This is a genomic window from Aliiroseovarius sp. B-4 (assembly GCF_056857795.1).
In genome coordinates, this window is sequence record NZ_JBSXNV010000041.1 from 45,593 (window position 1) to 68,710 (window position 23,118).

The window sequence follows — 23,118 nt, forward strand, 5'->3', positions numbered from 1 at the left end:
CCCCGACGCCAATCTGTTGGCGATCAGTCGAGCTAAGTTACAGTTCGGCTCTTCTTCATCGCTTGCAGATGCGCCACCAAAGCGCGGGTTGATCCGTCAAGCCCGGCCCCATCCGCAGCACCAGATACCACCGGCTCCAACGCCACGGCCAGTTCCTTGCCAAGCTCGACACCCCATTGGTCAAACGAGTTGATGCCAAGGATCACGCCTTCCACAAACACGCGGTGCTCGTAAAGCGCGATGATCTGGCCCAGCACTTCGGGTGTCAGTTTGGGATAGAGCAAGGTGGTCGACGGACGATTGCCCGGAAACACGCGGTGCGCGGCCTGGCGTTCAAGTTCTTCGCCTTCGAAATCCTGTGCCTGCATCATCTGGCGCGCCACCTCGAGCGACCGGCCCTGCATCAAGGCTTGTGATTGCGCCAGACAATTGGCCATCAACAATCTGTGCTGATGGTCGAGTTCTGGCTCGTGCCCCGACGCGCCGACCATGAATTCACACGGAATGATATCTGTTCCCTGATGGATCAACTGATAAAACGCGTGCTGCCCATTGGTGCCGGGTTCGCCCCAGACCACCGGGCCGGACACCTCGTCCAACAGGCTGCCATCCAAGGCGACGCGCTTGCCGTTGCTCTCCATCTCCAACTGCTGAAGATAGGCCGGAAGGCGGGCCAGACGCTGCTCATAGGGCAAGACCGCGCGGGTCGGATAGCCACAGATCTGGCGGTGCCAGATCCCCACAAGCGCCAACATCAGGGGCATGTTGTCCCGACCTTGGGCATGACAGAAATGTTCGTCCATCGACCGGGCGCCTTCAAGCATCTGGTCAAACCGATCCGGGCCGATGGCGATCATCAGGGACAGGCCAATCGGACCCCACATCGAATAGCGCCCACCAACCCAGTCCTCGAACCCGAAGACGCGTTCATCCGCGATGCCCCATTCGGCCGTTTTTTTCAGATTTGATGACAGGGCCGCGAAATGAAGCCCCACAGACCCCAGCCCCACTTCGCGCGCCAGCCAATCGCGGGCCGTGGCGGCGTTGGTCATGGTTTCAATGGTGGTGAAGGTCTTGGACGCCACGATCACCAGTGTTTCCGCCGGATTCAGTCCCGCCAGCACGTCCGCAATCTGCGCCCCATCGACGTTCGAGACGAAATGCACACGCGGTCCATCATGATACGGAGACAAGGCAAGCGTCGCCATCGCGGGGCCAAGGTCAGACCCGCCGATCCCTATGTTCACCACATCGCGGAACCGCCCACCGCCCGGTGCACGGATCTGGCCTGACCGCAGTCGCGAGGCAAAGTCGCGCATTCGGGCCAATGTTTCATGCACCTGGGGGATGACGTCAGTGCCGTCCACCTCGATCCGCGTGTCGCCACCGGCGCGCAGGGCCACGTGCAGCACCGCGCGATCCTCGGTCAGGTTGATCTTCTTGCCCGCGAACATATCCGCGCGGCGTGCGGCCACCTGCGCGTCGTCCGCCAGCGCGAGCAGAAGGTCGACACCGTCGTCATCAAGGGCGACTTTGGACCAGTCAAACACCAGCCCCAACGCCTGTGTCGAGAACGAACCGGCGCGGGTGTCGTCGGCAAACAGGTCTGATATTCGGCTTGCATCATTTGCCGCGCAATAGGCTTTCAACTCGCTGAAACTCATGATCTTCCTCAAATATCTCCGGCCTGCGTCACGCGGCCCAATGAACTGTCATATCCGTCAAAACCGCCTTGACCGGAGCGTCGAACGCGTCAGCGGCATCAATTGCGGATGCAAGTGCGGCGCGTTTACCTTCCCCCATTATCAGCAGATGTTTCGACATGGCGCCATTCAAAACCGGCGCGGTCAACGTAACACGCGGTTCATCCGCCCCCGGCGCACGCATCGGCAGCAGAGCCGGGGCCTTCGGGGACAGCCCATCCGACAAGCGGTCCGCCCCCGGAAACAGGCTGGCCGTGTGCATATCCTCGCCCATGCCCAGCAACACCACCGAGAGCGGCAGCGCGCCCCGAATGCCTTCAGACAATGTGTCCAGACAATCCTCGGGCGCCGCTGTTCCGCCATAAAGCGGGATCAGACGGGCGGCGGCGGCTTTGTCAGTCAACAGTCTTTTCTTCAACAATGCGGTGTTCGAACGCGGGTTGTCTTCGGGCACCCAACGTTCGTCGGTCAGCATCACGTCCACCCGCGCCCAGTCCAGATCGACAGCGGACAAAGCGTCAAAGACCGGGCTTGGCGTTGTGCCACCGGGCACCGCCAGCGCGGCACGGTCTTCGCGATCAAGTGCCATCGCCAGTTCTGACGCGATCTTGTCGGCCAAGTCCAGCATCATCATGTCGCGATCGGCATATTCGACCAGTTTCATTCGCGGATCTCCCTCCATCGGCGACCGTCTTTGTGCAAGAGCATAAGCGCCTCTTCCGGCCCAGTCGAGAACGGGTCATAAAGTTTGGGCTTGTCGCCACGATCCTGCCACCCGGCAATAATCGGATCGGTCCAGGCCCAGGCCGCTTCGACCTCGTCGCCGCGCATGAACAGGGTTTGGTTGCCCCGGATCACGTCCATGATCAGCCGTTCATAGGCATCGGGGGCGTCGGCCGCTTCTTCCCCCAAGGCGTCGGCAAAGGTCATGTCCAGCGGCACGTCAATCAGGCGCATCCCACCCAGACCCGGTTCCTTGATCGTGACCTTCAGATCCATGCCTTCATTCGGTTGCAGACGGATGGACAATTCGTTGGCGGATTGGCCGGTATCCTCGTCAAAAATGGAGTGAGGCGGCTCCTTGAAACGCACCACAATCTCGGACATCCGTCCACGCATCCGCTTGCCGGTGCGCAGATAGAACGGCGTGCCATTCCAGCGCCAGTTCGAGATTTGCAGCTTCATTGCCACAAAGCTTTCGGTGGTGCTGGCACCGGTTTCCGCATCCTCAAGATAGGACGCCACATCATCATTGCCACGATACTGACCGCGCACGATGTCGTCGGTGGCCACCGGATCAAGCGCGCGGATGATCTTGAGCTTTTCATCGCGCACCGCGTTGGGTTCGAATTTCGAGGGTGGCTCCATCGCGGTCAGACACAAAAGCTGCATCAGGTGGTTCTGCACCATATCCCGCATCGCGCCGGATTTGTCGTAATAGCTGCCACGCCCTTCGACGCCAACAGTTTCCGCGACGGTGATCTGGATGTGATCCACGTATTGCGCGTTCCACAATGGTTCGAACAGCATATTACCAAACCGCAGCGCCATCAGATTTTGCACCGTCTCTTTACCCAGATAGTGGTCGATCCGGTAAATCTGATACTCATCGAAATGCTTGGCCAGCGAGGCGTTCAGCGCCCGCGCACTCGCTTCGTCATGTCCGAACGGCTTTTCGACCACGATGCGCGCAGTTGGACCAGCGATCCCATGCGTGTGCAACCGTTCGGCAATGGGTCCAAACAGGCTTGGCCCGACCGAGAAATAAAAGGCTTGAACAATATCCTGCCGCACCACGTCTTTCAGATCCGTCCACCCCTGCTTTCCTGTCGCATCCAGTTGAACGAACCTCAGACGCTCAAGAAAGCTCTTCAGGACCTTCGGATTGCATTTCTTTTTTGACACAAACTCGCGCACAGCGGATTCGACGAAAGTGCGATAACCATCCGTATCCATATCTCCACGCGCAGCCCCAATAATCCGCGCATCGTCGGGCATCTGGCCGTCCAGATGGCGCCGATACAAGCCGGGCAAAATTTTCCTGCGGGCAAGGTCGCCGGTGCCCCCAAAAATCACAAGATCGAACGGATCGACGGGAATGACGCGCGAGACCATGGGCTACTCCAAATTCTGTTAGCGCTAACGGGTTTTGACATGGCTTCTACCTGTCCCGCAATGCAAAGTCTAGCATTCATCATCCCTATCTCAAGCTAAAGTGGGGCCAATGCGGAATTAGGCGGTCATCATGCACAGAAGCTCGAACATGATCGACGCCCCCAGATAGGCCGTCGCGCCCGAGGCATCAAATGGTGGCGATACTTCGACCAGATCCGCGCCGACAATATTCACGCCTTTCAGGTGGCGCACCACGTCGATCGCCTGAAACGAGTTCGGACCGCCAACTTCTGGGGTGCCGGTGCCAGGCGCAAAGGCCGGGTCAACAAAGTCGATGTCATAGCTGACATAGGTGTCGCCTGATCCTGCAATTTCGCGTGCCTCGGCCATCACGTCGGCCACACCGCGCTGATGGAATTCCTCGATCGGTATGACGCGGATCCCGACGCTTTCGGCAAAATCCCGGTCTTCGTTGTCATAGGCGGTGCCGCGAATGCCGATCATCACCACGCGCAAGGGGTCCAACAGCCCCTCCTCTACCGCGCGGCGGAAAGGGGTGCCGTGGGTATACATCGTGCCGCCGAAATAGGAGTGATAAAGATCCGTATGGCTGTCGAAATGAACCATACCCAAGGCAGCATCCCTGGCCAGCGCCCGCAAAATCGGCAAGGTGCACAGATGATCGCCACCTGCGGTCAGCGGCCTGATACCTGCCGCCTTCACCCGCGCATAGAATCGCTCCATCCGCTGCAAACTGTCCATCAGGTCGGCTGGGTTCGGGGCCACATCGCCAAGATCGGCGCAGTTCGCGGCCTCGAAGGGCCGCACACCGGTCGCGCCGTTCTGCGCGCGGATCATGGTGGACATGTCGCGCACCTGGCGCGGGCCATGGCGTGGCCCCGGACGGTTCGTGGTGCCCCCGTCCCACGGTGCGCCGATCAAGCCGATCTGGACATCGGAAAATCGGGGGTGATCGAATTCCACATGAGGAAGGCGCATGAAGGTCGGAACCCCCGCAAAGCGCGGCAGGTCGAAACCGGAAATGGGGGTGAAGAACGGATCAGACATGGCGAAGCTTCCTTTTCGTTGGGGCAGGCTATCGCCTTGCGCGGTGTCCGTCACGCGTCCAGTTCTGCATCCCAATACAGAAAGTCCACCCAGCTTTCATGCAGGTGGCCCGGAGGGAACTTTCGCCCAACATTTCGCAACTCTTCCGCAGCGGGTTGGCGCGGCGGTTTGCGCAGGTTCAGCCCCGAATACCGCAAGGGTTTGGACCCTTTGCGCAGATTGCACCGCTGACACGCCGCAACGACATTTTCCCAGCTGGTCACGCCGCCTGCGGCACGCGGCACCACGTGATCAAAGGTCAAATCGCCCTTGGCCCCGCAATACTGGCAGCAGAACTCGTCCCTTAAGAAAAGATTAAAGCGCGTGAAGGCCACGCGCTTTTGAGGTTTCACATAATCTTTCAGGACAACGACCGAGGGGATCCGTATCTCAAGCGAAGGGCTTCGGACCACCTCATCATACTCGGCGAGTATGTTGACCCGATCCAGCACGGCAGCTTTCACCGCCTCCTGCCATGGCCACAGGGAAAGGGGGTAATATGACAAAGGCCGATAATCTGCATTGAGCACAAGCGCGGCATGGGTCTTGACCCCGCCGCCTTCGCGCACAAACTCTGTCCTGAAATTGCCATCCATCACGCGTCAAACCTCGACCGTATACGCCCTTGTTCGGGCCATCGGGGCGGGGACGCCCGCCCCATGCTCATAGGTTGACTATATATAGGCAGATCAACCTGACAAGCCCCATGATGTTGGGGTAACGCAGGTATGAGGGTCGTCTGTGTCAGGCTTATGACAGGATTGTCTATTTCTGTGCCGTAGGTGTGATCCCCAGCTTGTCCTGAATGAAGCTCAGCGCCACCGATAACCCGTCCATAGCAATGCCATGCCCGGTGCCTTTCATGATGAAGCCATAGGTTTCAAACCCGTTCGCCTGAAGGATTTCACCACTTTCCGAGAAATGGCCCGGCGGCACCATGTCGTCCTGATCACCATGCACCAACAGCAGCGGCGGTTTCGACCTGATGTGATCCGCGAACTGGTCGGGTTCCAACATTCGGCCCGAAAACGCGACGATCCCGGCGATGGGGTCGTCGCGGCGGGGCAGCACGCGCAGCGCCATCATCGTGCCTTGCGAAAACCCGAAAACGATAAGTTGTTCGGGACGTATTCCCTCATCCTCTAGCACCCGATCCAGAAACGCGTCGATATCCTGCGCGGCCTGATTGGCACCATTCATGCTGTCCTCTTCCGAGGATCCGTCCAGCCATGGAATGGGAAACCACTGGAAGCCAAACGGGTTGCCCGCGCATTTTTCCGGCGCGTCCGGGGCGATGAATGTGGTGTCGGGCAGGTGCTCCGACAACGGGTCAGCCAGACCCAGCAGGTCCGCCCCATCCGCCCCGTAACCGTGCAGAAACACGACAACCGATTTGGTCGTGCCCGAAGTCGCTGCGCGGCGTTTCACATCCAGTATTCGGTTCATCAGCGGATCCCTTCGCGTTGCTTTTGCACACGGTAATAGGCCCAGAGCAGCCGCGCCGCAACGCCTCTCCACGGAGACCACGACAGCGCAAGCGATCGCATCCCTTTTTCCTTCGGGCGCGCGGGCAGGTCAAAGAGCAGCTTTGTTGCTTCTTGCAGGGCCAGATCGCCTGCCGGAAAGACATCTGCGCGCGCCAAGGCAAACAGGGCGTAAATCTCGGCGGTCCACAGCCCGATGCCCGGCACGGCGGTCAGCGTGGCGATCACCTGATCCGACGGCATGGCGCGCAAACCTGGATAGTCGATCCCTGCCCCGGCCAGCGCCTGGGCATAGCGGATCTTGGGTCGCGACAGGCCCAGAGCGGCCAGCTCCTCGTGACTTGCGGCGGCGACCGTTTTGGGCAGCACCATCCCAGCCGCCTCGACCCGCGCCCAGATTGCAGCGGCGGATGCGGTTGAAACCTGCTGGCCCACAATGGCAAACATTAACGCCCCGAACCCGTCGTCGCGCAGGCGCAAAGGGATGTCGTCGATTTGATCTCGCACATGTTGGAAGGCTGGCTCTACCACACATAGCCAGTCTGCCCCTTCGCGCAGGCAGTCTGACCCATGGATCAGGCGTTCTGCTTGGTCAGCCACGCCAGCGCCTCCTGCGCAGACTGCACGTGGTCGCACTCCAGCATGGCAGGCCGTTCCAGCAAGGCAACGGGACGCCCCAAAGCGCGGGCTGCATCAAGTTTTGCGCGGGTTGGGCCACCTGAATTTCGCGCCACAACCCAATCAACTGCATAGGTTTTCAGCAACCTCATCTCATATGCGAACACGAAGGGCGGCTGGCCGATGATCCAACTGCCGTCATAAGGAAACGGATCATTGGTTCGATCCACACGCCTGCAAAACAGCGTTCTGCCTTCGGCAAATTTGGACCATTCGTCGATGGATTGTGCGCCCGTTGCCAGAAAAACGCGCGCCCCTTTGGGGACCAGCTTGTCAACATCGTCTTGCGTCGTAACGTTGTGCCACCGATCGCCGTCCTGGGCCTGCCACGCGGGACGCAACACACGAAGATGCCGCAGCCCAAGCCGACGCGCGATGGTCAGTGTCCGACTGGAGATCTGCGTTGCAAACGGATGGGTTGCATCAATCACGGCTTCAAATTTGCCCATTTTCACAAAGCGTTCTTGCGATTCTTCACCGCCAAATCCCCCCCTACGGGTCTGGATCGGATACAATCCCGGCTCGTCCGTGACACCAGCCAGTGATGCCACGGCGTCAATCCCGTCGGCGGCCAACTGGTCTGCGATTGCACGCGCCTCCCGCGTGCCGGCCATCAACAGCGTCTTCACGACGCCCGTCCGATCACTGCGCCTTGTCGGTCAATCATCACGACATCAAGGGTCACGTCGGCACCCCGCAGCATCATCGCGGCCTCTATCCGGGCTTTTTCAACGATTATCTCAGCCAATTTTTTTCCATGTTTTTCATATGCTTCCAAAGCAGTATTCATGTCTTTTACATTGTTGTCGTCCAGCCATTCGGCCAGCAGTTCAAAATCCACTTGACTGCGCCCCGAATGCAAGTCGCGCGCGCCTTGGGCCAGTTTCGTCAACTTGCCAATGCCTCCACCAATGGTTGCGCGCTGGATCGGGTGGCGCGCTAGGTATTTCAACATTCCCCCAACAAAATCCCCCATATCAAGCATGGCGCCATCCGGTAGGCCATAAAGCGCCTGCACAACACGTTCCGAGGTCGCCCCGGTGCAGCCCGCCACATGGGTCAAGCCCTCGGCGCGCGCCACGTCGATGCCCCGGTGGATCGATGCAATCCATGCCGCGCAGGAAAACGGGCGCACGATGCCAGTGGTGCCAAGGATCGACAGGCCTCCCTTGATCCCAAGTCGCGGATTCCACGTCTTTTCAGCCAGTTCCGCGCCGTTTTTAACCGATACCGTGACGTCCAGATCCGCGCTTTTTCCAAATATATCCGCTGCTTCATGGATGACCCATTTCATCATCTGGCGCGGCACGGGGTTGATCGCGGGTTCGCCCGGTGGAATCGGAAGACCTGGTTTGGTGACGATACCTACGCCGTCACCTGCAAGAAAGCGGATGCCCTGCCCGGTCTGGCCCGTTGCAACACGCGCGCGGATCAGTGCGCCGTGGGTCACGTCGGGATCGTCGCCCGCATCCTTGATGATCGCGGCTTCGGCCCAGCCGTCATCCCGCGCCGCCGCTTCAATCTCGAATGTTGGCGTTTCGCCTTTGGGCAAAGTGATCGTGACCTGTGACGGCACGCCCGCACCCCACAACCCCTCCAGCGCGGCTTTCACCGCAGCAGTGGCGCAGGCGCCTGTGGTCCATCCGCGTCTCAGTTTGGGGGGCAAATCACTGTTCATCGCGCTGACTATAGGCTGCACATTGCGCGCCGCCAATCCACCCTGTGAGGTCGTATCGGCGCTTTTCGTCGCCCGCGTGCCAGTGCATAAGGAGCGCATGAGCGACTCGCAGACATTTACCACCCCCAAACTGCCGGGCAATGACTGGCCGCAGATGCTGCCGGGCTGGGTCTGGCTGGTCGGTGCTGGCCCCGGCGATCCGGGCCTGTTGACCATCCACGCGGTCAATGCACTGTCGCAAGCCGACGTGATCGTGCATGATGCGTTGGTTGCGCCGGACATCCTGTCCTGGGCGCGGCCCGAGGCCGAGGTGATCTATGCCGGCAAGCGGGGCGGCAAGCCGTCGGCCAAGCAGCGCGATATCTCGTTGCAGCTCGTCGATCTGGCACGCATGGGTAAGAAAGTGCTGCGCCTGAAAGGTGGCGATCCCTTTGTGTTCGGGCGCGGGGGCGAAGAAGGCCAGACGCTGGTGCAGCACGGTGTGCCGATCCGTATCATTCCCGGTATCTCGGCGGGGATCGGTGGGCTGGCATATGCGGGCATCCCCGTCACCCACCGCGACGTGAACCAGTCCGTGACATTTGTGACCGGCCATGATCAGTCGGGTGATACCCCCGGATCGCTGAACTGGGACGCCATTGCGCGCGGGTCGCAGGTGATCGTGATCTACATGGGCATGAAGCATCTGGACCGGATTCGAACCGCCCTGATGGATGCCGGTCGCCCAAAGGATGAACCCGTCGCCATCACATCCAACGCGACGACGCCCGACCAGCGGGTTCTGGAAACGACCCTTGGAACCTGCGTCGAGGACGCCGCCCGCGACAGCATCGACGCCCCGGCGATTATCTGCGTGGGCCGCGCCGTTCTGATGCGGCAGGCGCTGGATTGGCAGGCGTTGGCGGCGGGGATGCAGCCAAGAAACACCGATCCGCTGGGGCGCGGACGACCGGCCGAGGATCGTTGATGCCCCGCCCGGGACAGAGAGGTCTGATCCTTTCCGCACCATCCTCGGGCAGCGGCAAGACCACGCTGACCTTGGGCATTTTGCACGCGTTGTCCCGCCGGGGCGCAGATGTCAGCGGCGCAAAGTCCGGCCCGGACTATATTGACCCGCGATTTCACGCCGCCGCCTGTGGGCGGGACTGTCCCAATCTGGACGCATGGGCGATGCACCCCGCACGGATAGAAGCCCTCGCCACATCGGGTGCGGACCTATTGTTGATCGAAGGCGCGATGGGGCTGTTCGATGGCGCACCGCCAGACGGACGAGGCGCGACGGCCGATCTTGCCCGACAACTTGGTCTGCCCGTGGTGCTGGTGGTGGACTGCGCGCGGCTGGCCCATTCCGTAGCCCCATTGGTCAAGGGGTTTGCATCGCATGACCCCAGAGTTCGCGTCGCGGGGGTCATCCTGAACAATGTTGGCAGCCCGCGCCACGAAATGATGCTTCGCGCCGCCTTGCGGGGCAGCCGGGTCACGGTGCTGGGGGCCGTCCACCGACAGCCGGGTATGGAGCATCCCTCGCGACATCTGGGGCTGGTTCAGGCGGGTGAACACCCGGACTTGCAGACCTATCTGGGCCGGGTCGCCGATGCGGTTGAAGCCGCCCTTGATCTTGCGGCGCTGGCGGCACTGGCGGAACCGATCAGGACGCAAATAACCAGCAGTCCGCGTCTGGCAGCACCGGGCAAGCGGATCGCGATCGCCTCGGACCGCGCCTTTGCCTTTGCCTATCCGCATATTCTGGCCGATTGGCAGGCCGACGGCGCGACCGTCCTGCCCTTCTCGCCGCTGGCCAACCAAGCCCCGGCCCGCGACGCTGATTTCATCTTCCTGCCTGGCGGCTATCCGGAATTGCACGCCGAAACACTCGCCGCCGCGCAGACCTTCAAAGCCGAAATGCGCGCCTCGACCTGCCCGATTTATGGAGAGTGCGGAGGTTATATGACCCTGGGCCACGCAATCACCGACAAGGACGGCACGCGGCATGAAATGCTGGGGCTGCTGGATCTGGAAACCAGCTTTGCCACCCGGAAACTGCATCTGGGCTACCGGTCGCTCACTGCGACGCAAGGCCCCTTTCCCGGCACATGGGCGGCGCATGAGTTCCATTATGCCACCACCGTGCGGACCGAGGGAACCGCGCTTTTTGACGCCACCGACGCCGAGGGCAACGCCCTGCCGCCCATGGGGCTGGTGAACGGGCATGTGTCGGGCAGTTTTGCCCACCTGATCGACCGGGCCTGACGTCCGGCTATCGAATCCCGCGTCCCGACCGGTTTTTCCTTCTGGTCAAATCTGCCCCCTACAGATACGCATATGCGCATGAGTGATGCGATCCTGCACCCAGCCGATGACGGCCGCGCCAAGCGCAACGTGACCATCCTTGTTCTGGCGCAGGCGCTTCTGGGTGCGCAGATGCCCATGATCTTCACGATGGCGGGTCTGGCGGGACAATCGCTTGCGTCCAACCCATGCTGGGCAACGCTGCCGATCTCGCTGATGGTGGGCGGCTCGATGGTCTTTGCCAACCCTGTGTCATGGATCATGCAAACCTATGGCCGCCGGGTCGGGTTCTGGCTGGGCACGCTGGGCGGCACTTTGGGCGCCGCGATCAGCGCCTATGCCCTGACTCAGGCAGATTTCGGGGTCTTCCTGATGGGGTCTTTCCTGATGGGATTGTATCAATCCGCGCAGGGGTTCTATCGCTTCGCTGCCGCTGATACGGCGTCACCGGCCTTTCGGCCCAAGGCGATTTCTTATGTTATGGCAGGTGGCTTGGCCTCGGCCGTTATCGGCCCGCAATTGTTCAATGCCACCAATGACGCGCTTGTCGTACCGTTTCTTGGGGCCTACCTGACGATCATCGCGATCAACGTGCTGGGCGCGTTTCTGTTCTTCGGGCTGGACATTCCCAAGCCACCGAAGCCACAGGTTGACGACCCCAAAGGCCGCACCCGCCGCGAGCTTTTGCGCGACCCGGTGATAGCGGTGGCGATCATTTGCGGCATGGTGTCCTATGCGCTGATGAACCTTGTGATGACCTCGACCCCGCTCGCGGTCGTTGGCTGCGGGTTTGAGACGGATATGGCCGGCAATGTCGTCACCGCGCACGTGCTGGCGATGTTCGTGCCCAGCTTTTTCACCGGCCACCTGATCGCGCGCTTCGGAACCCGCAAGGTGATCGCGACCGGTTTGGCAATCCTTGGGCTGGCAGGCATTGTCGCCCTGCAAGGTGTCGCGCTTGAGAACTTCTTCCTCGCCCTCGTCCTTCTGGGCGTTGGCTGGAACTTCGGCTTCATCGGCGCCACCACCATGCTGGCCGGTGCCCACGCCCCGGAAGAGCGCGGCCGCGTGCAGGGCATGAACGACATGATCGTCTTCGGCTGTGTCACCATCGCATCGCTTGCCTCGGGCGGCTTGATGAACTGTTCCGGCGGTTCGACGATCGAAGGCTGGAACGCTGTCAACATCGCGATGGTGCCGTTCCTGGTTCTTGCGGGTGCGTCGCTGATCTGGCTGATACTGCGACCACAGGACAAAGTGGTCTAAGGCAGACCTTGGCCGCAAGCAATTGCCGTGTTGATCCGGTCGAAAGATCACCCGCGGATCACGAACGCCCGTTGACAACAAACGATCGCGCCGACGTTGAATATGGTCCGCGTTTCGGTCACAAGTCGGATAGATTTATCGCGGCGAGGTTTGAAGCGGCATGGGAATTAGTATCAATATCGCGACACATCTTGCACGCGTTGCGCCTCTGCTGACCGGGTGCAGGAATGGTATCATGCTGGGGCGGCAGAAAATGCACTTCAAGCCGTCCGGGTGGACGCCCCGCCTGATAAATTCCCTCAAGGAGATGGGCATCGAGGCCACGCCCGATGACATCTTCCAGGATGATGATTTTTGTGAAACCTTCCTTAAGACGATTGGCTGGCCTTCACTGGAAAGTCTTGATTTTTCCGACATCGAGGGGGCCGAGTATGTTCATGACCTGGGCGAACCGATAACGGACGAGTTGAGGTCCAGGTTCGACCTGATCTATGACGGTGGCACGACCGAACATGTCTTCGATATTGCGCAGGCTTTCCGCAACGTGGACGCCATGCTTTCCGAAAACGGAATTTTTATTTCATGCGTCGGCGCGGATGGTTGGTTCGGCCACGGGTTCTATCAGATCGGACCGGATATTCCCTGGCGATATTGGGTGGCAAGTCTGGGCTACGATATGTTGGGATGCTGGACGTTCTCAAGAAAGGGACAACACCCGCCACGCCCGATTGAAGATCCGACCGGAAATCCGCGAGGCGGCGTGCACCGCTACGACCAGCCGCAGTTTATTTTCTATGTCGTTCAAAAGAAAAAGCGTGATGATGACCCGAAACAGGTCATTCAAAGCCACTATGTCGACTATTGAGAATGAACTTCATCATTGCCAACCCAGGTGCCGAAGTCACACCTTGCATACCGTTTACCCCATTCTGCCCTTTCGCCCCCCGCGCCGCTTCGGGGTTGCGGCCTCGTCCAGTGCCAGCCGCATCACCTGTGTCATCGGGTGGTCCGGCGCGTCCGCGCCATAGTGGTCCAGCAACGTCGTAATTCGCTCGGCCTGCGCCATCTCGTGATCGTCAAACAGCGCCCAGTCCAAAAAGATGGATCGGCATTCCTCGATCCGGATCCCTTCGATGCGGTAGCTTTCGCGGATCAGGCCGCGCGGGTCGATGGCTTTGATGAGGTCTGTCATGATGCCTCCACGGTGTGGCGGTCCGGGTGGGTTAAACCGGGGGTGACGCCAGCACCTTGTCTATGGCGTGGGCGGCGGCCCTTGCCTTGGTCTCTAAATCCTTGACCAGCGCCGCCTCGCTTTCGGCACCGGTTTCACGCAAGAGCAAGTCCTGACCGCCCTTCCCCAGCGCGTCAAGGTCCAACGGCCCTTCTGACAGAAGTTTTGAGACCGCCTGGAGCCGCCACATCAGGTCGTGGCTGTCGGCCATCGCCTGCCCCTGTGCGGGTGAAAACCAGCCAAGCGCCACGCCTTGCTCGATCTGCGCAGCCGGATCGCGTGCAGTGTTGTGGGACAGAAGCGCAGCGGCCTGCGCGACCAGTTCCACGTCTTGCAAATGCCCGACACCCAGCTTGGCATCCAGTGCGCCGCCGCCGGATTTCGCCTCGGCGATCCGGCTACGCATGTCGATCACGTCCGCCACCACCTTGGCCGGGTCGCGATCAAACCCCATCACCTCGGCGCGGGCGTCGTTATAAGCGGTGGTCACACTCGCTGGACCGGTCACGACGCGCGCGCGGGTCAGGGCCAGATGCTCCCACGTCCAGGCTTCATCTTTCTGATAAGCACGGAAACTGTCGATCGAAGTTGCCACCGGCCCCTGGCGACCTGAGGGACGCAGACGCATGTCAACCTCGTATAGACGCCCTTCGGCCATCGGGGCGGATAGAGCGGTCAGGAAGGCTTGTGTGAGCCGGGCGTAATAGGTGCGGGTCGCCAACGGGCGACGGCCATCCGAGATTTCTTTGCCCTCGGGGTCGTAGATCATGATGAGATCAAGATCGGACGTTGCCGTCAGGCTGCGTGCACCCAGCGAGCCCATTCCGATGATCGCCGCCCCCGCCCCAGGTGGGTTGCCGTGTTTGGCCGAGAAGTTCTCGACCACCACCGGCCAGATCGCGCGGATCACGGCATCGGCAAGGTCGCTGTATTGCGTGCCCGCCTCGCGTGCCGTGATCAACCCGCGCAAAAGGTGCACGCCGATACGGAAATGCCATTCCTTCATCCAGCGGCGCGTTCCATCCAGCCGCGCCTCGTAATCCGGCAGAATCTGCAAGCGGTGTTCAAGTTGCGACTGAAGCGCCTTTGCACCCGGCCAATCTTCGAAAAACCCACCGCCGATCACCGCATCCAGCACCTGCGCGTTGTGGCCCAGATACGCAGCCAGTGCCGGTGCCGTGGCGGCGATGTCAACGATCAGATCAACAAGCGTCGGGTTGGCTTCGAACAGCGAGAAGAGCTGCACACCGGCAGGCAGACGCGACAGGAAACCGTCGAAATGGATCAAGGCCTGATGCGGGCGCGGGGCTTCGGCCAAACGCGCCAGCAGGTCCGGTTTCAACCGGTTGAAAATCTCGACCGCACGGGTCGAGCGCAGGCAGGGATAGCTTTCCCAGCGGTGGACAATCTCGGCCTCGGTCTGATCCAGTTCGCGGGTGCCGGCGGCCGAGCCATCGGGGGCAAAGAAACTCTCGGTGACTGTATGCACCTCGGACAAAGCGTCGTGGAGACGCATTTTCAGGCCATCCGTGTCCCCTTCCCCCATCATCCGCGCCAGACGGTCAAACCCTTCGTCGGTCGATGGTAGTTTATGCGTTTGCGCGTCGCGCATCATCTGGACACGGTGTTCGACCTCGCGGTGGAAACGGTAATGATCGGTCAGCGTCCGGGCCACGTCGCCGGGGATCCACCCCTTGCCCGCCAGCGCCGCCAACCCGTCGACGGTGCCGCGCAACCGCAGGGATTCGTCTCTTCCCCCCGCGATGATCTGGCGGGTCTGGGTGAAAAACTCGATCTCGCGAATGCCACCGCGCCCCAGTTTCATGTCGTGGCTGGGCAAGGTAATATCGCCATGCAGGCCTTTGTGTTCGCGGATACGCAGGCGCATGTCATGAGCGTCCTGAATGGCGGCGAAGTCCAGATGTTTGCGCCAGATGAACGGGCGCAGCCGGGTCAGATAGGCATCGCCTGCCGCGATGTCCCCGCCACAAGGCCGGGCTTTGATATGGGCCGCGCGCTCCCACGTGCGGCCGAGGCTTTCGTAATAGCGCTCGGCGGCTTCCATCGACACGCAGACGGGCGTCACCGCCGGATCGGGGCGCAGGCGCAGATCGGTGCGGAACACATAGCCGTCGGCGGTCAACTCGGACAGCATCGCGCTCATCTTGCGGGTGGCACGGATGTGACTGGCGCGGGCGTCATGGAAATCGGTCCCTTCGAACTTGCTGTCATCAAACAGCATGATCAGGTCAATGTCCGAGCTAAAATTCAGCTCATGCGCGCCCATCTTGCCCATCGCCATGGCCACCATGCCGCCTGCCGTCGCAATGTCATCTTCGGTCATTCCGGGTAATTTGCCCCGCCGGATTTCCTGCGCGACCTGAAACTGCATCGCCGTGTTTGTGGCATGATCGGCCAGATCGGTCAGCGCGCCGGTCACTTGTTCCAGAGTATAGACACCGGCCAGATCGGCCAGCCCCGCCAACAAGGCGACCCGCTGCTTTGCTATGCGCAACGTGGCGCGCAGGGCGCTGTCGCTATCCGCTTGTGGCGATATATCGGAAAGAACCGTGGCAATCGCATCTTCCGGTGCCCCGACCAACGCCGCTCGCAACCAATCTGCCTGCTTCTCCATCAGGCCTTTCAGATAGGGCGCACAACCAGCAGTGCCTTTCAGCACCTCGCGCAGTTCGGGCGGTTGGTCGGCAAACAGCGTGACGACCTCATCTGCCGGTTCGGCCTCAAAGGGGATCGGGCAGCGGGTGATGCGGGCAGCAAAGGGTTCCTGGATCATGCGGGCAAATTGCGCTGCGGGTCTGAGCGGGTCAACTGGCGAGTTACACCTGCGGCAATTAAGTCGCGCGCCTTGTGCTGTGCAGGGAATGGGATAACGTGGCTGCAATACGAGCACGACAAGGACGGACATATGTCGAAAAGCCTGAAGCGGGTGCGGACCGCCCTGATGGACCTTGGGATCGACACGGAAATCCGTGAGATGTCAGATGGCACCCGCACCGCCGCAGATGCGGCTTGCGCGGTGGGCTGTGCGTTGGATCAGATCGCCAAGTCGATCATCTTTCGCGGCGAGGACAGCGGACATGTCGTGCTGTTCCTGACCGCAGGCGGCAATCAGGTGGACGCGGAAAAAGCCTCGGCGCTGGCGGGCGAACCGTTGGGCAAGGCGGATGCCAAGCTGATCCGTGCCGAAACTGGTTTTGCCATCGGGGGCGTCTCTCCGGTTGGTCTGATCCAGTCCGTGCGCGCCTATTATGACCCGCGCCTGTTGGCCTTCGATACGGTCTGGGCGGCGGCGGGCACTCCGCGTCATGTGTTTCCTGCCCCACCATCTGCATTGATCAGGGCGGCATCGGCGGAGGAGGGCGATTTTGTGACAGGCCCAGCCTGACACAGCGCGTCTTGCCAAAGCCTGCCACAATAGCTTGCATTTGCAAGCCCTCTCTTGCCAATCTTGCAAATGCAACTAATATGAACCAGGCATTCCCGAACTGGAGACCGCCATGACCCGCTATCACCCCCTTCTGGTTGCCCTGCACTGGATCCTAGCCGGACTGATCATCGGCGCGCTGGTCATGGGAAGCCAGGTTTTGGCCCCCCTGCCCAATGACAGCCCGGACAAAATGTTCAGCCTATGGGCCCACATGACGGTCGGTCTGGTGATTGGCACTTTGATGCTGCTGCGGCTGGTCACACGGCTCAGGACCCCGCACCCGCCCAAAGCCGATGCGGGAAATGGCCTTCTGAACATCGGCGCGCGCGCCGCACATTGGGGGCTTTACGTGCTGGTGCTGTTGATGGTGGCCAGCGGTATCGGAATTTCGATCACCGCAGGCCTGCCAGCAATCGTATTCGGTGGGTCTGGCACCCCCCTGCCCGAAACTTTCGATGATTTGACCCCGCGCGTGCTGCACGGGATCACCGCAACCCTTCTCGCGCTGACGATCGTCGCACATATCGCAGGGTGGCTGTATCACCAATATGTGCTGAAAGACGGTCTGATCCGGCGCATGTGGTTCGGTCCGCGCGCCTGAATCACCACGAGACCGCGCCGAAAAATCATCAATTATCGGCAATTTTTTATAATTAGAATCAACGCTTTGTTCAAACAATGTAAAAAAGTTTTACATTAACTCTTGATGGCAGACCAAAAATTCCCACATCCTAATCATGTGAAAGACATTCACATTGAACGCCAACTACGGAGACCTACCATGAACACCGCCGCTCAAACCGACTTCCCCGCCACCCCGCGTGGCTGGTTTTCGCGAAGCGAAGCATGGCTTGACGAGCGCGGCAAAGGCGCGTGGATCGCCGCCATGGTCATCAGCTTCATCTTTTTCTGGCCCATCGGGCTGGCCCTTCTTGCCTATATGATCTGGAGCAAACGCATGTTCTCGAAATCTTGCAGCCATCGCCGTTCGACCGAAACCACCGCATGGAAAGATGCACGTTACGCGCGCCGCCACGGCTTCTCGACCTCGGGCAACACTGCGTTCGACGCCTATAAGGCGGAAACCCTGCGCCGGTTGATGAGCGAACAGGAAGCGTTCGAAGCCTTTCTTGAACGCCTGCGCGCCGCCAAGGACAAGTCCGAGTTCGACCAGTTCATGGATGAACGCGCCAATGCCGCCCAGTCCACTCGCGACGAAGCATATGAAGATGACTATGCCGACGACGATGTGGACGATGTCGAGGTTCTGGACGAACCCGCCCGCGAGAAGAAAAAGAAAAAGTCGTAATCCGACCGCTGACACATACATAAGTGACAGCCCCACCCGGCCCGAATTATTGGGCCGGGTTCTCTGCCAACCTGCACAAGCACACAGGACCGACCATGTCTGATTTCCCACATGCGCATCATCGCGAAGAAGACGGCCGACGCGCCTATTGGGGTCTTCCTGACCCTGACACACAGGCCGAGTTCTACACCGACGTCACCCTGAAGCGCCTGTTTGCCTGGTTCATTGATGTGGTGCTGATCGCTGCAATCTGCGTACTGATCAGCCTTTTGACCTTCGGCATAGGCTTTTTCCTGTGGGGACTGATCTATCTGGCAGTCAGCTTTGTCTATCGCGTGACCACCCTGTCGAACGCGTCTGCAACATTGGGGATGCGTCTGACCGCGATCGAGCTTCGCAATCACCGCGGTGAACGGTTCGACCGCACCACCGCCGCCCTGCACACGCTGGGGTATTTCGTGTCGATGTCGACCTTTGTCGTGCAACTGATCTCGATCGTGATGATGTTCACCACGCCGCGCGGGCAAGGTTTGGTTGACATGATGCTGGGCACTGCTGCGCTAAACCGTGCCGCTGGCCGCTGAGCCATCCCTTTTGCAAGCTTTGTGGTGCCGCTACGCGCCAAGTTTACCTTATGACTGACGGGGACTTGCCCGATCTGGCAGTCCGGGCTAACTTTTGATCACTTGAGCAATCTTGAAAGTGTCATGCGCCATACATTACCGCTTGCACCCCAGTTCTATGTGACCGCGCCGCAGGAGTGTCCTTACCTGAACGGCCGGATGGAACGCAAACTGTTCACTGCGCTGCAAGGCGAACACGCAAGCACGCTGAATGACACGCTGTCAAAGCAAGGGTTCCGCCGATCCCAGAACGTGCTCTATCGTCCGTCCTGCGCCGAATGTTCGGCCTGCCTGTCCGCCCGCATCCGCGTGGCGGACTTTGTGCCGACCAAAGGCCAGCGCCGCACGATGAAGCGCAATGACGATCTGGAACGCCGCGCCCGCGCCCCGTGGGCCAGCGAGGATCAGTATGAACTGTTCCGCCGCTATCTTGACACCCGCCACGCTGATGGCGGTATGGCCGATATGGATGTGTTCGAATTTGCCGCGATGATTGAAGAGACCCCGATCAAAAGCCGCGTAATCGAGTATTCCGAACGCGGCAAGGGTCAGGAACCGGGCGACGAACCCACCGGCCCTTTGCGCGCGGTGTGCCTGACCGATGTGTTGGATGACGGCTTGTCGATGGTCTATTCCTTCTATGACCCGGCCCGCACCAAAACTTCGCTTGGCACGCATATGATCCTGGATCACATCCAGATCGCGCGCGAAGCCGGTCTGCCTTACGTCTATCTTGGCTATTGGGTGCCGGGCAGTCCGAAGATGGACTACAAGGCCAAGTTCTCGGCGCTGGAGATATATCGTCAGGGGGAATGGACATCGTTGAAGGGGGACGAGGATTACGCGTCCGAGCTTCACCCGCTTTCCACTGACCCGATCGCCGAGCAGGTCGCCAGCATAACGCTGCCCGATACGGTGCGCTCCCGTGGCGGCTAGGGACAGCCAAATCAGGCGGCAACCCCGAAATCTGACCTCTGCTTTGTCATTAATTGCGCCACACCACCCCATAATATTCTGAAAATTTCAAAAAAACGTCGACTGCGACACTTTATTCGCCCATTTCCCGGTTGACGCCCTTCTGCCCCCCTCATAATGTCGCGCCATTATTGTCAAAAGCCCCACCAGCGAACCAAGTGGGCAAGGTTAAGGAATATGTTGCGATGAGCAGCGTCCTCGTACTTGTAAGGAAATGGCGCATGGGCCGGTAACGGAACCATATTGGATCCCCATGCGCCCCCGAAAATCGGGGGCTTTTTTGTGAATAACGCACGTGGAACGGAGAGAGTGATGACACGTCAAATGACCGGAGCGAAAATGGTGGTGCAAGCCCTGAAGGATCAGGGTGTCGACACAGTATTCGGCTATCCGGGGGGCGCTGTCCTACCGATCTATGACGAGATTTTTCAACAAAATGACATCCGGCACATTCTGGTACGCCATGAACAAGGCGCGGTGCACGCGGCCGAAGGCTATGCCCGCTCGACCGGCAAACCCGGCGTTGTTCTTGTCACCTCCGGCCCCGGCGCGACCAATGCGGTGACGGGTCTGACCGATGCGTTGCTGGATTCGATCCCCATCGTGGTGCTGACCGGTCAGGTGCCGACCTTCATGATCGGCACGGACGGGTTTCAGGAAGCCGACACAGTGGGCATCACCCGCCCCTGCACCAAACACAACTGGCTGGTGAAAGAGACCGACAAACTGTCCGATGTGATCCATCAGGCGTTTCACGTGGCCACCGCAGGGCGCCCGGGTCCGACATTGGTGGACATTCCCAAGGATGTGCAGTTCGCGACCGGCGACTATACCCCGCCCGCAAAGGCGGAAACCAGCCACTATACCCCGCAGGTGCGAGGCGATATCGAGGCGATCACCGAACTGGTCGCGGCGATGGAAACGGCCAGGCGACCGATCTTTTACACCGGCGGCGGCGTAATCAACTCCGGTCCCGACGCCTGCCAGTTGCTGCGCGAGCTGGTGGATGCCACCGGCTTCCCGATCACATCGACCCTGATGGGGTTGGGAGCCTACCCGGCCAATGGCGAGCACTGGCTGGGGATGCTGGGGATGCACGGGCTGTATGAAGCCAACATGGCGATGCATGATTGCGATCTGATGATCTGTGTCGGCGCGCGGTTTGACGACCGCATCACCGGACGGATCGACGCGTTCAGCCCCGGATCGAAAAAAGCGCATATCGACATTGATCCCAGCTCGATCAACAAGGTCATCCATGTCGAGATTCCGATCATTGGCGATGTGGGCCATGTGCTTGAAGACATGCTGAAAATCTGGAAAGCGCGCGGGCGCAAGACGAATGGAGCGGCGTTGGCCACCTGGGTCGCCAAGATCGACGAATGGCGCGGGCGCGACTGCCTGTCCTATCAACCGGACGACAAGGTCATCCAACCGCAATACGCGATGGAACGGCTGGAAGCGTTGACCAAGGACAAGGATCGCTATGTCGCCACGGAAGTGGGCCAGCACCAGATGTGGGCGGCACAATTCCTGGGCTTCAACGATCCCAACCGCTGGCTTACCTCGGGCGGGTTGGGGACGATGGGCTATGGCCTGCCCGCCTCGCTTGGCGCGCAGATCGCGCATCCGGACGCCTGTGTGATCAACGTGGCCGGTGATGCCAGCTGGTTGATGAACATGCAGGAAATGGGCACTGCCGTTCAGTTCCGCGCCCCGATCAAGCAGTTCATCCTGAACAATGAACGTCTGGGCATGGTGCGCCAGTGGCAGGAGCTATTGCACGGTGAACGCTATTCACACAGCTGGTCGGAAAGCCTGCCTGACTTCGTGAAATTGGCTGAAGCGTTCGGCTGCAAAGGCCGACAGGTGTCTGACCCGGCCGATTTGGACGACGCCATTCAGGAAATGCTGGACTATGACGGCCCGTTTATTCTGGACGTTCTGGTCGAAAAACACGCCAACTGCTTCCCGATGATCCCGTCGGGCGAGCCACATAACAAGATGCTTCTGGGCGAAGCCGAAACGCAGGGCGTTATCGGTTCCTCGGGCGCGACGCTGGTTTAAGGAGGGTCTGGATATGTCTGCACTGAAGATCAAAAAAGGCTCGTCGCGCAAATCGGCCTATGACCTGCGCGACCCCAATTCGGACGTGATCGAGCGGCACACACTGGCGATCATCGTCGACAACGAAGCCGGTGTTCTGGCCCGTGTGATCGGGCTTTTCGCGGGCCGTGGTTATAACATCGAAAGCCTGACCGTGGCCGAGGTGGACCATCTGGGCCACCTGTCGCGGATCACCATCGTCACCACCGGCACGCCTGCCGTGATTGAACAGATCAAAGCGCAACTGGGCCGGATCGTTCCGGTGCATGATGTGCACGACCTGACGGTCGAAGGGCCCGCCGTGGAACGAGAACTGGCGCTGTTCAAGGTGGAAGGCTCTGGCGACAAACGGGTCGAGGCGCTCAGGCTTGCCGATATTTTCCGGGCCAATGTGGTCGATTCCACGTTGGACAGTTTCGTGTTCGAAATCACCGGCACCACAGAAAAAATCTCTGCATTTTCGGAACTTATGCGTCCGCTGGGCTTGATCGAAGTGGCGCGTACCGGAGTTGCCGCTCTATCGCGGGGCGCGACAGAATAGGCCCGACATCACGACGAAAGCCGCGCCCGTCAATGCCATTTGCGGGCGCTTATTTCTGCACGTGCAACGGGTTAGGCGTGTCTGCCGATCTTGACACGGGTCAAGCCACAACCCGCAGAACCGACCGTGTGTCCGGCTTGTCATAGTTGCTTAGAACCTCGGCCGGGTCCACGCCTCCCATGACCACGCCAACCTCTTCGATACGGCAGACCGTGCGAAAGCCATTGGCCTCGTCATAGTCAAACCAAATCTGCGATCCGCGCTGCAATCTGCCCACACCTTCCGGCGCGACGACCTCGGGACCGATGAACGCCAGCGGCCCCTGATCTTCACACCAGACCAAGCCAACGCTCTTATCGGCGTTGTACCATAGGATTATCCCCAACATGTTCTTTCTCCACTTCTGGTGGATATTTTATCGGCTGGATATGGCAGGAACAGGGCAAATGTTCGCCCATGGCAAGAAAGCCTTAACTTATTACAGGTGTCCGGTTGTTTTTCCGCTTCAATCGCAGTCCTCAGAGCGTATTGATGCCGTGACGTCAACCAGAACATTCTGCGGCAC

Annotated in this window: 23 protein-coding genes; 11 read left to right on the forward strand and 12 right to left on the reverse strand. The window is 60.1% G+C overall.

The window, feature by feature from the left end:
* Positions 1-32: 32 nt before the first annotated feature.
* From pgi to AC13C8_RS15735, 9 genes are all read right to left on the reverse strand, one after another.
* The gene (gene pgi, locus AC13C8_RS15695) at positions 33-1,664 is read right to left on the reverse strand and encodes a glucose-6-phosphate isomerase (protein ID WP_091429797.1); all 1,632 of its coding nucleotides are present in this window, start codon (positions 1,662-1,664) and stop codon (positions 33-35) included.
* Positions 1,665-1,692: 28 nt separating this feature from the next.
* Positions 1,693-2,367, reverse strand: a complete 675-nt coding sequence (gene pgl, locus AC13C8_RS15700) for a 6-phosphogluconolactonase (protein ID WP_482848239.1) — start codon at positions 2,365-2,367, stop codon at positions 1,693-1,695.
* Positions 2,364-3,818, reverse strand: coding sequence for a glucose-6-phosphate dehydrogenase (gene zwf / locus AC13C8_RS15705; protein ID WP_091429793.1), 1,455 nt, complete (start codon positions 3,816-3,818; stop codon positions 2,364-2,366). The genes pgl and zwf overlap by 4 nt, the downstream gene beginning before the upstream one ends.
* Before the next feature lie 117 nt (positions 3,819-3,935).
* Entirely contained in the window at positions 3,936-4,886 is a 951-nt protein-coding gene (gene speB, locus AC13C8_RS15710) for an agmatinase (RefSeq protein ID WP_482848241.1), read from the reverse strand.
* A gap of 50 nt (positions 4,887-4,936) precedes the next feature.
* Positions 4,937-5,521, reverse strand: a complete 585-nt coding sequence (locus tag AC13C8_RS15715; RefSeq protein ID WP_091429792.1) for an HNH endonuclease — start codon at positions 5,519-5,521, stop codon at positions 4,937-4,939.
* A gap of 169 nt (positions 5,522-5,690) precedes the next feature.
* Positions 5,691-6,371, reverse strand: a complete 681-nt coding sequence (locus tag AC13C8_RS15720; RefSeq protein ID WP_482848243.1) for an alpha/beta hydrolase — start codon at positions 6,369-6,371, stop codon at positions 5,691-5,693.
* Positions 6,371-7,009, reverse strand: coding sequence for a DNA-3-methyladenine glycosylase family protein (locus AC13C8_RS15725; RefSeq protein WP_482848245.1), 639 nt, complete (start codon positions 7,007-7,009; stop codon positions 6,371-6,373). Before AC13C8_RS15725 ends, AC13C8_RS15720 begins: the two co-directional genes overlap by 1 nt.
* Positions 6,985-7,716 (reverse strand): precorrin-6A/cobalt-precorrin-6A reductase, encoded by a 732-nt coding sequence (locus tag AC13C8_RS15730; RefSeq protein WP_482848247.1) that lies wholly within the window; start codon positions 7,714-7,716, stop codon positions 6,985-6,987. The genes AC13C8_RS15725 and AC13C8_RS15730 overlap by 25 nt, the downstream gene beginning before the upstream one ends.
* The gene (locus AC13C8_RS15735; RefSeq protein ID WP_482848636.1) at positions 7,713-8,765 is read right to left on the reverse strand and encodes a cobalt-precorrin-5B (C(1))-methyltransferase; all 1,053 of its coding nucleotides are present in this window, start codon (positions 8,763-8,765) and stop codon (positions 7,713-7,715) included. The genes AC13C8_RS15730 and AC13C8_RS15735 overlap by 4 nt, the downstream gene beginning before the upstream one ends.
* A gap of 97 nt (positions 8,766-8,862) precedes the next feature.
* On the opposite strand from AC13C8_RS15735, the gene cobA reads away from it, so the two are divergent.
* The 4 genes from cobA to AC13C8_RS15755 all read left to right on the forward strand — a co-directional run bounded on the left by cobA (position 8,863) and on the right by AC13C8_RS15755 (position 13,185).
* Entirely contained in the window at positions 8,863-9,732 is an 870-nt protein-coding gene (gene cobA / locus AC13C8_RS15740; RefSeq protein WP_482848248.1) for a uroporphyrinogen-III C-methyltransferase, read from the forward strand.
* Positions 9,732-11,015 carry a cobyrinic acid a,c-diamide synthase CobB gene (locus tag AC13C8_RS15745; RefSeq protein WP_482848250.1) on the forward strand — a complete coding sequence of 428 codons (1,284 nt, stop codon included), beginning with the start codon at positions 9,732-9,734 and terminating at the stop codon, positions 11,013-11,015. Before cobA ends, AC13C8_RS15745 begins: the two co-directional genes overlap by 1 nt.
* 78 nt (positions 11,016-11,093) lie before the next feature.
* A complete protein-coding gene (locus AC13C8_RS15750) occupies positions 11,094-12,320 on the forward strand; it encodes an MFS transporter (RefSeq protein WP_091432192.1) in 1,227 nt (408 codons plus the stop codon).
* Between the two features lie 160 nt (positions 12,321-12,480).
* On the forward strand, positions 12,481-13,185 hold the full coding sequence (locus AC13C8_RS15755; RefSeq protein WP_091429781.1) for a class I SAM-dependent methyltransferase: 705 nt from the start codon (positions 12,481-12,483) through the stop codon (positions 13,183-13,185).
* 54 nt (positions 13,186-13,239) lie between these two features.
* Here the strand turns inward: AC13C8_RS15755 and AC13C8_RS15760 are convergent, their stop codons facing one another.
* Both AC13C8_RS15760 and AC13C8_RS15765 read right to left on the reverse strand, forming a co-directional pair.
* Positions 13,240-13,512, reverse strand: a complete 273-nt coding sequence (locus AC13C8_RS15760) for a hypothetical protein (RefSeq protein ID WP_482848252.1) — start codon at positions 13,510-13,512, stop codon at positions 13,240-13,242.
* Between the two features lie 31 nt (positions 13,513-13,543).
* Positions 13,544-16,345, reverse strand: a complete 2,802-nt coding sequence (locus tag AC13C8_RS15765; RefSeq protein ID WP_482848253.1) for a [protein-PII] uridylyltransferase family protein — start codon at positions 16,343-16,345, stop codon at positions 13,544-13,546.
* Between the two features lie 132 nt (positions 16,346-16,477).
* Between AC13C8_RS15765 and AC13C8_RS15770 the strand changes: the two genes are divergently transcribed.
* The 7 genes from AC13C8_RS15770 (at position 16,478) to ilvN (ending at position 22,553) form a co-directional block, all read left to right on the forward strand.
* Positions 16,478-16,957, forward strand: coding sequence for a YbaK/EbsC family protein (locus tag AC13C8_RS15770; protein ID WP_091429776.1), 480 nt, complete (start codon positions 16,478-16,480; stop codon positions 16,955-16,957).
* A gap of 112 nt (positions 16,958-17,069) precedes the next feature.
* Positions 17,070-17,600 carry a cytochrome b gene (locus tag AC13C8_RS15775; RefSeq protein WP_482848254.1) on the forward strand — a complete coding sequence of 177 codons (531 nt, stop codon included), beginning with the start codon at positions 17,070-17,072 and terminating at the stop codon, positions 17,598-17,600.
* Positions 17,601-17,780: 180 nt separating this feature from the next.
* A complete protein-coding gene (locus tag AC13C8_RS15780) occupies positions 17,781-18,308 on the forward strand; it encodes a DUF2852 domain-containing protein (RefSeq protein WP_482848256.1) in 528 nt (175 codons plus the stop codon).
* A 95-nt stretch (positions 18,309-18,403) separates the two neighbouring features.
* Positions 18,404-18,892 carry an RDD family protein gene (locus AC13C8_RS15785; protein WP_091429771.1) on the forward strand — a complete coding sequence of 163 codons (489 nt, stop codon included), beginning with the start codon at positions 18,404-18,406 and terminating at the stop codon, positions 18,890-18,892.
* Positions 18,893-19,015: 123 nt separating this feature from the next.
* Complete coding sequence (locus AC13C8_RS15790; RefSeq protein WP_091429770.1) at positions 19,016-19,867, forward strand: arginyltransferase; 852 nt, start codon at positions 19,016-19,018, stop codon at positions 19,865-19,867.
* 351 nt (positions 19,868-20,218) lie between these two features.
* Complete coding sequence (locus AC13C8_RS15795) at positions 20,219-21,973, forward strand: acetolactate synthase 3 large subunit (protein WP_482848257.1); 1,755 nt, start codon at positions 20,219-20,221, stop codon at positions 21,971-21,973.
* Between the two features lie 13 nt (positions 21,974-21,986).
* A complete protein-coding gene (gene ilvN, locus AC13C8_RS15800; RefSeq protein ID WP_091429766.1) occupies positions 21,987-22,553 on the forward strand; it encodes an acetolactate synthase small subunit in 567 nt (188 codons plus the stop codon).
* Positions 22,554-22,653: 100 nt separating this feature from the next.
* Here ilvN and AC13C8_RS15805 read toward each other — a convergent pair whose 3' ends face one another.
* Positions 22,654-22,941 carry a hypothetical protein gene (locus AC13C8_RS15805; RefSeq protein ID WP_143064308.1) on the reverse strand — a complete coding sequence of 96 codons (288 nt, stop codon included), beginning with the start codon at positions 22,939-22,941 and terminating at the stop codon, positions 22,654-22,656.
* Positions 22,942-23,118 lie beyond the last annotated feature (177 nt).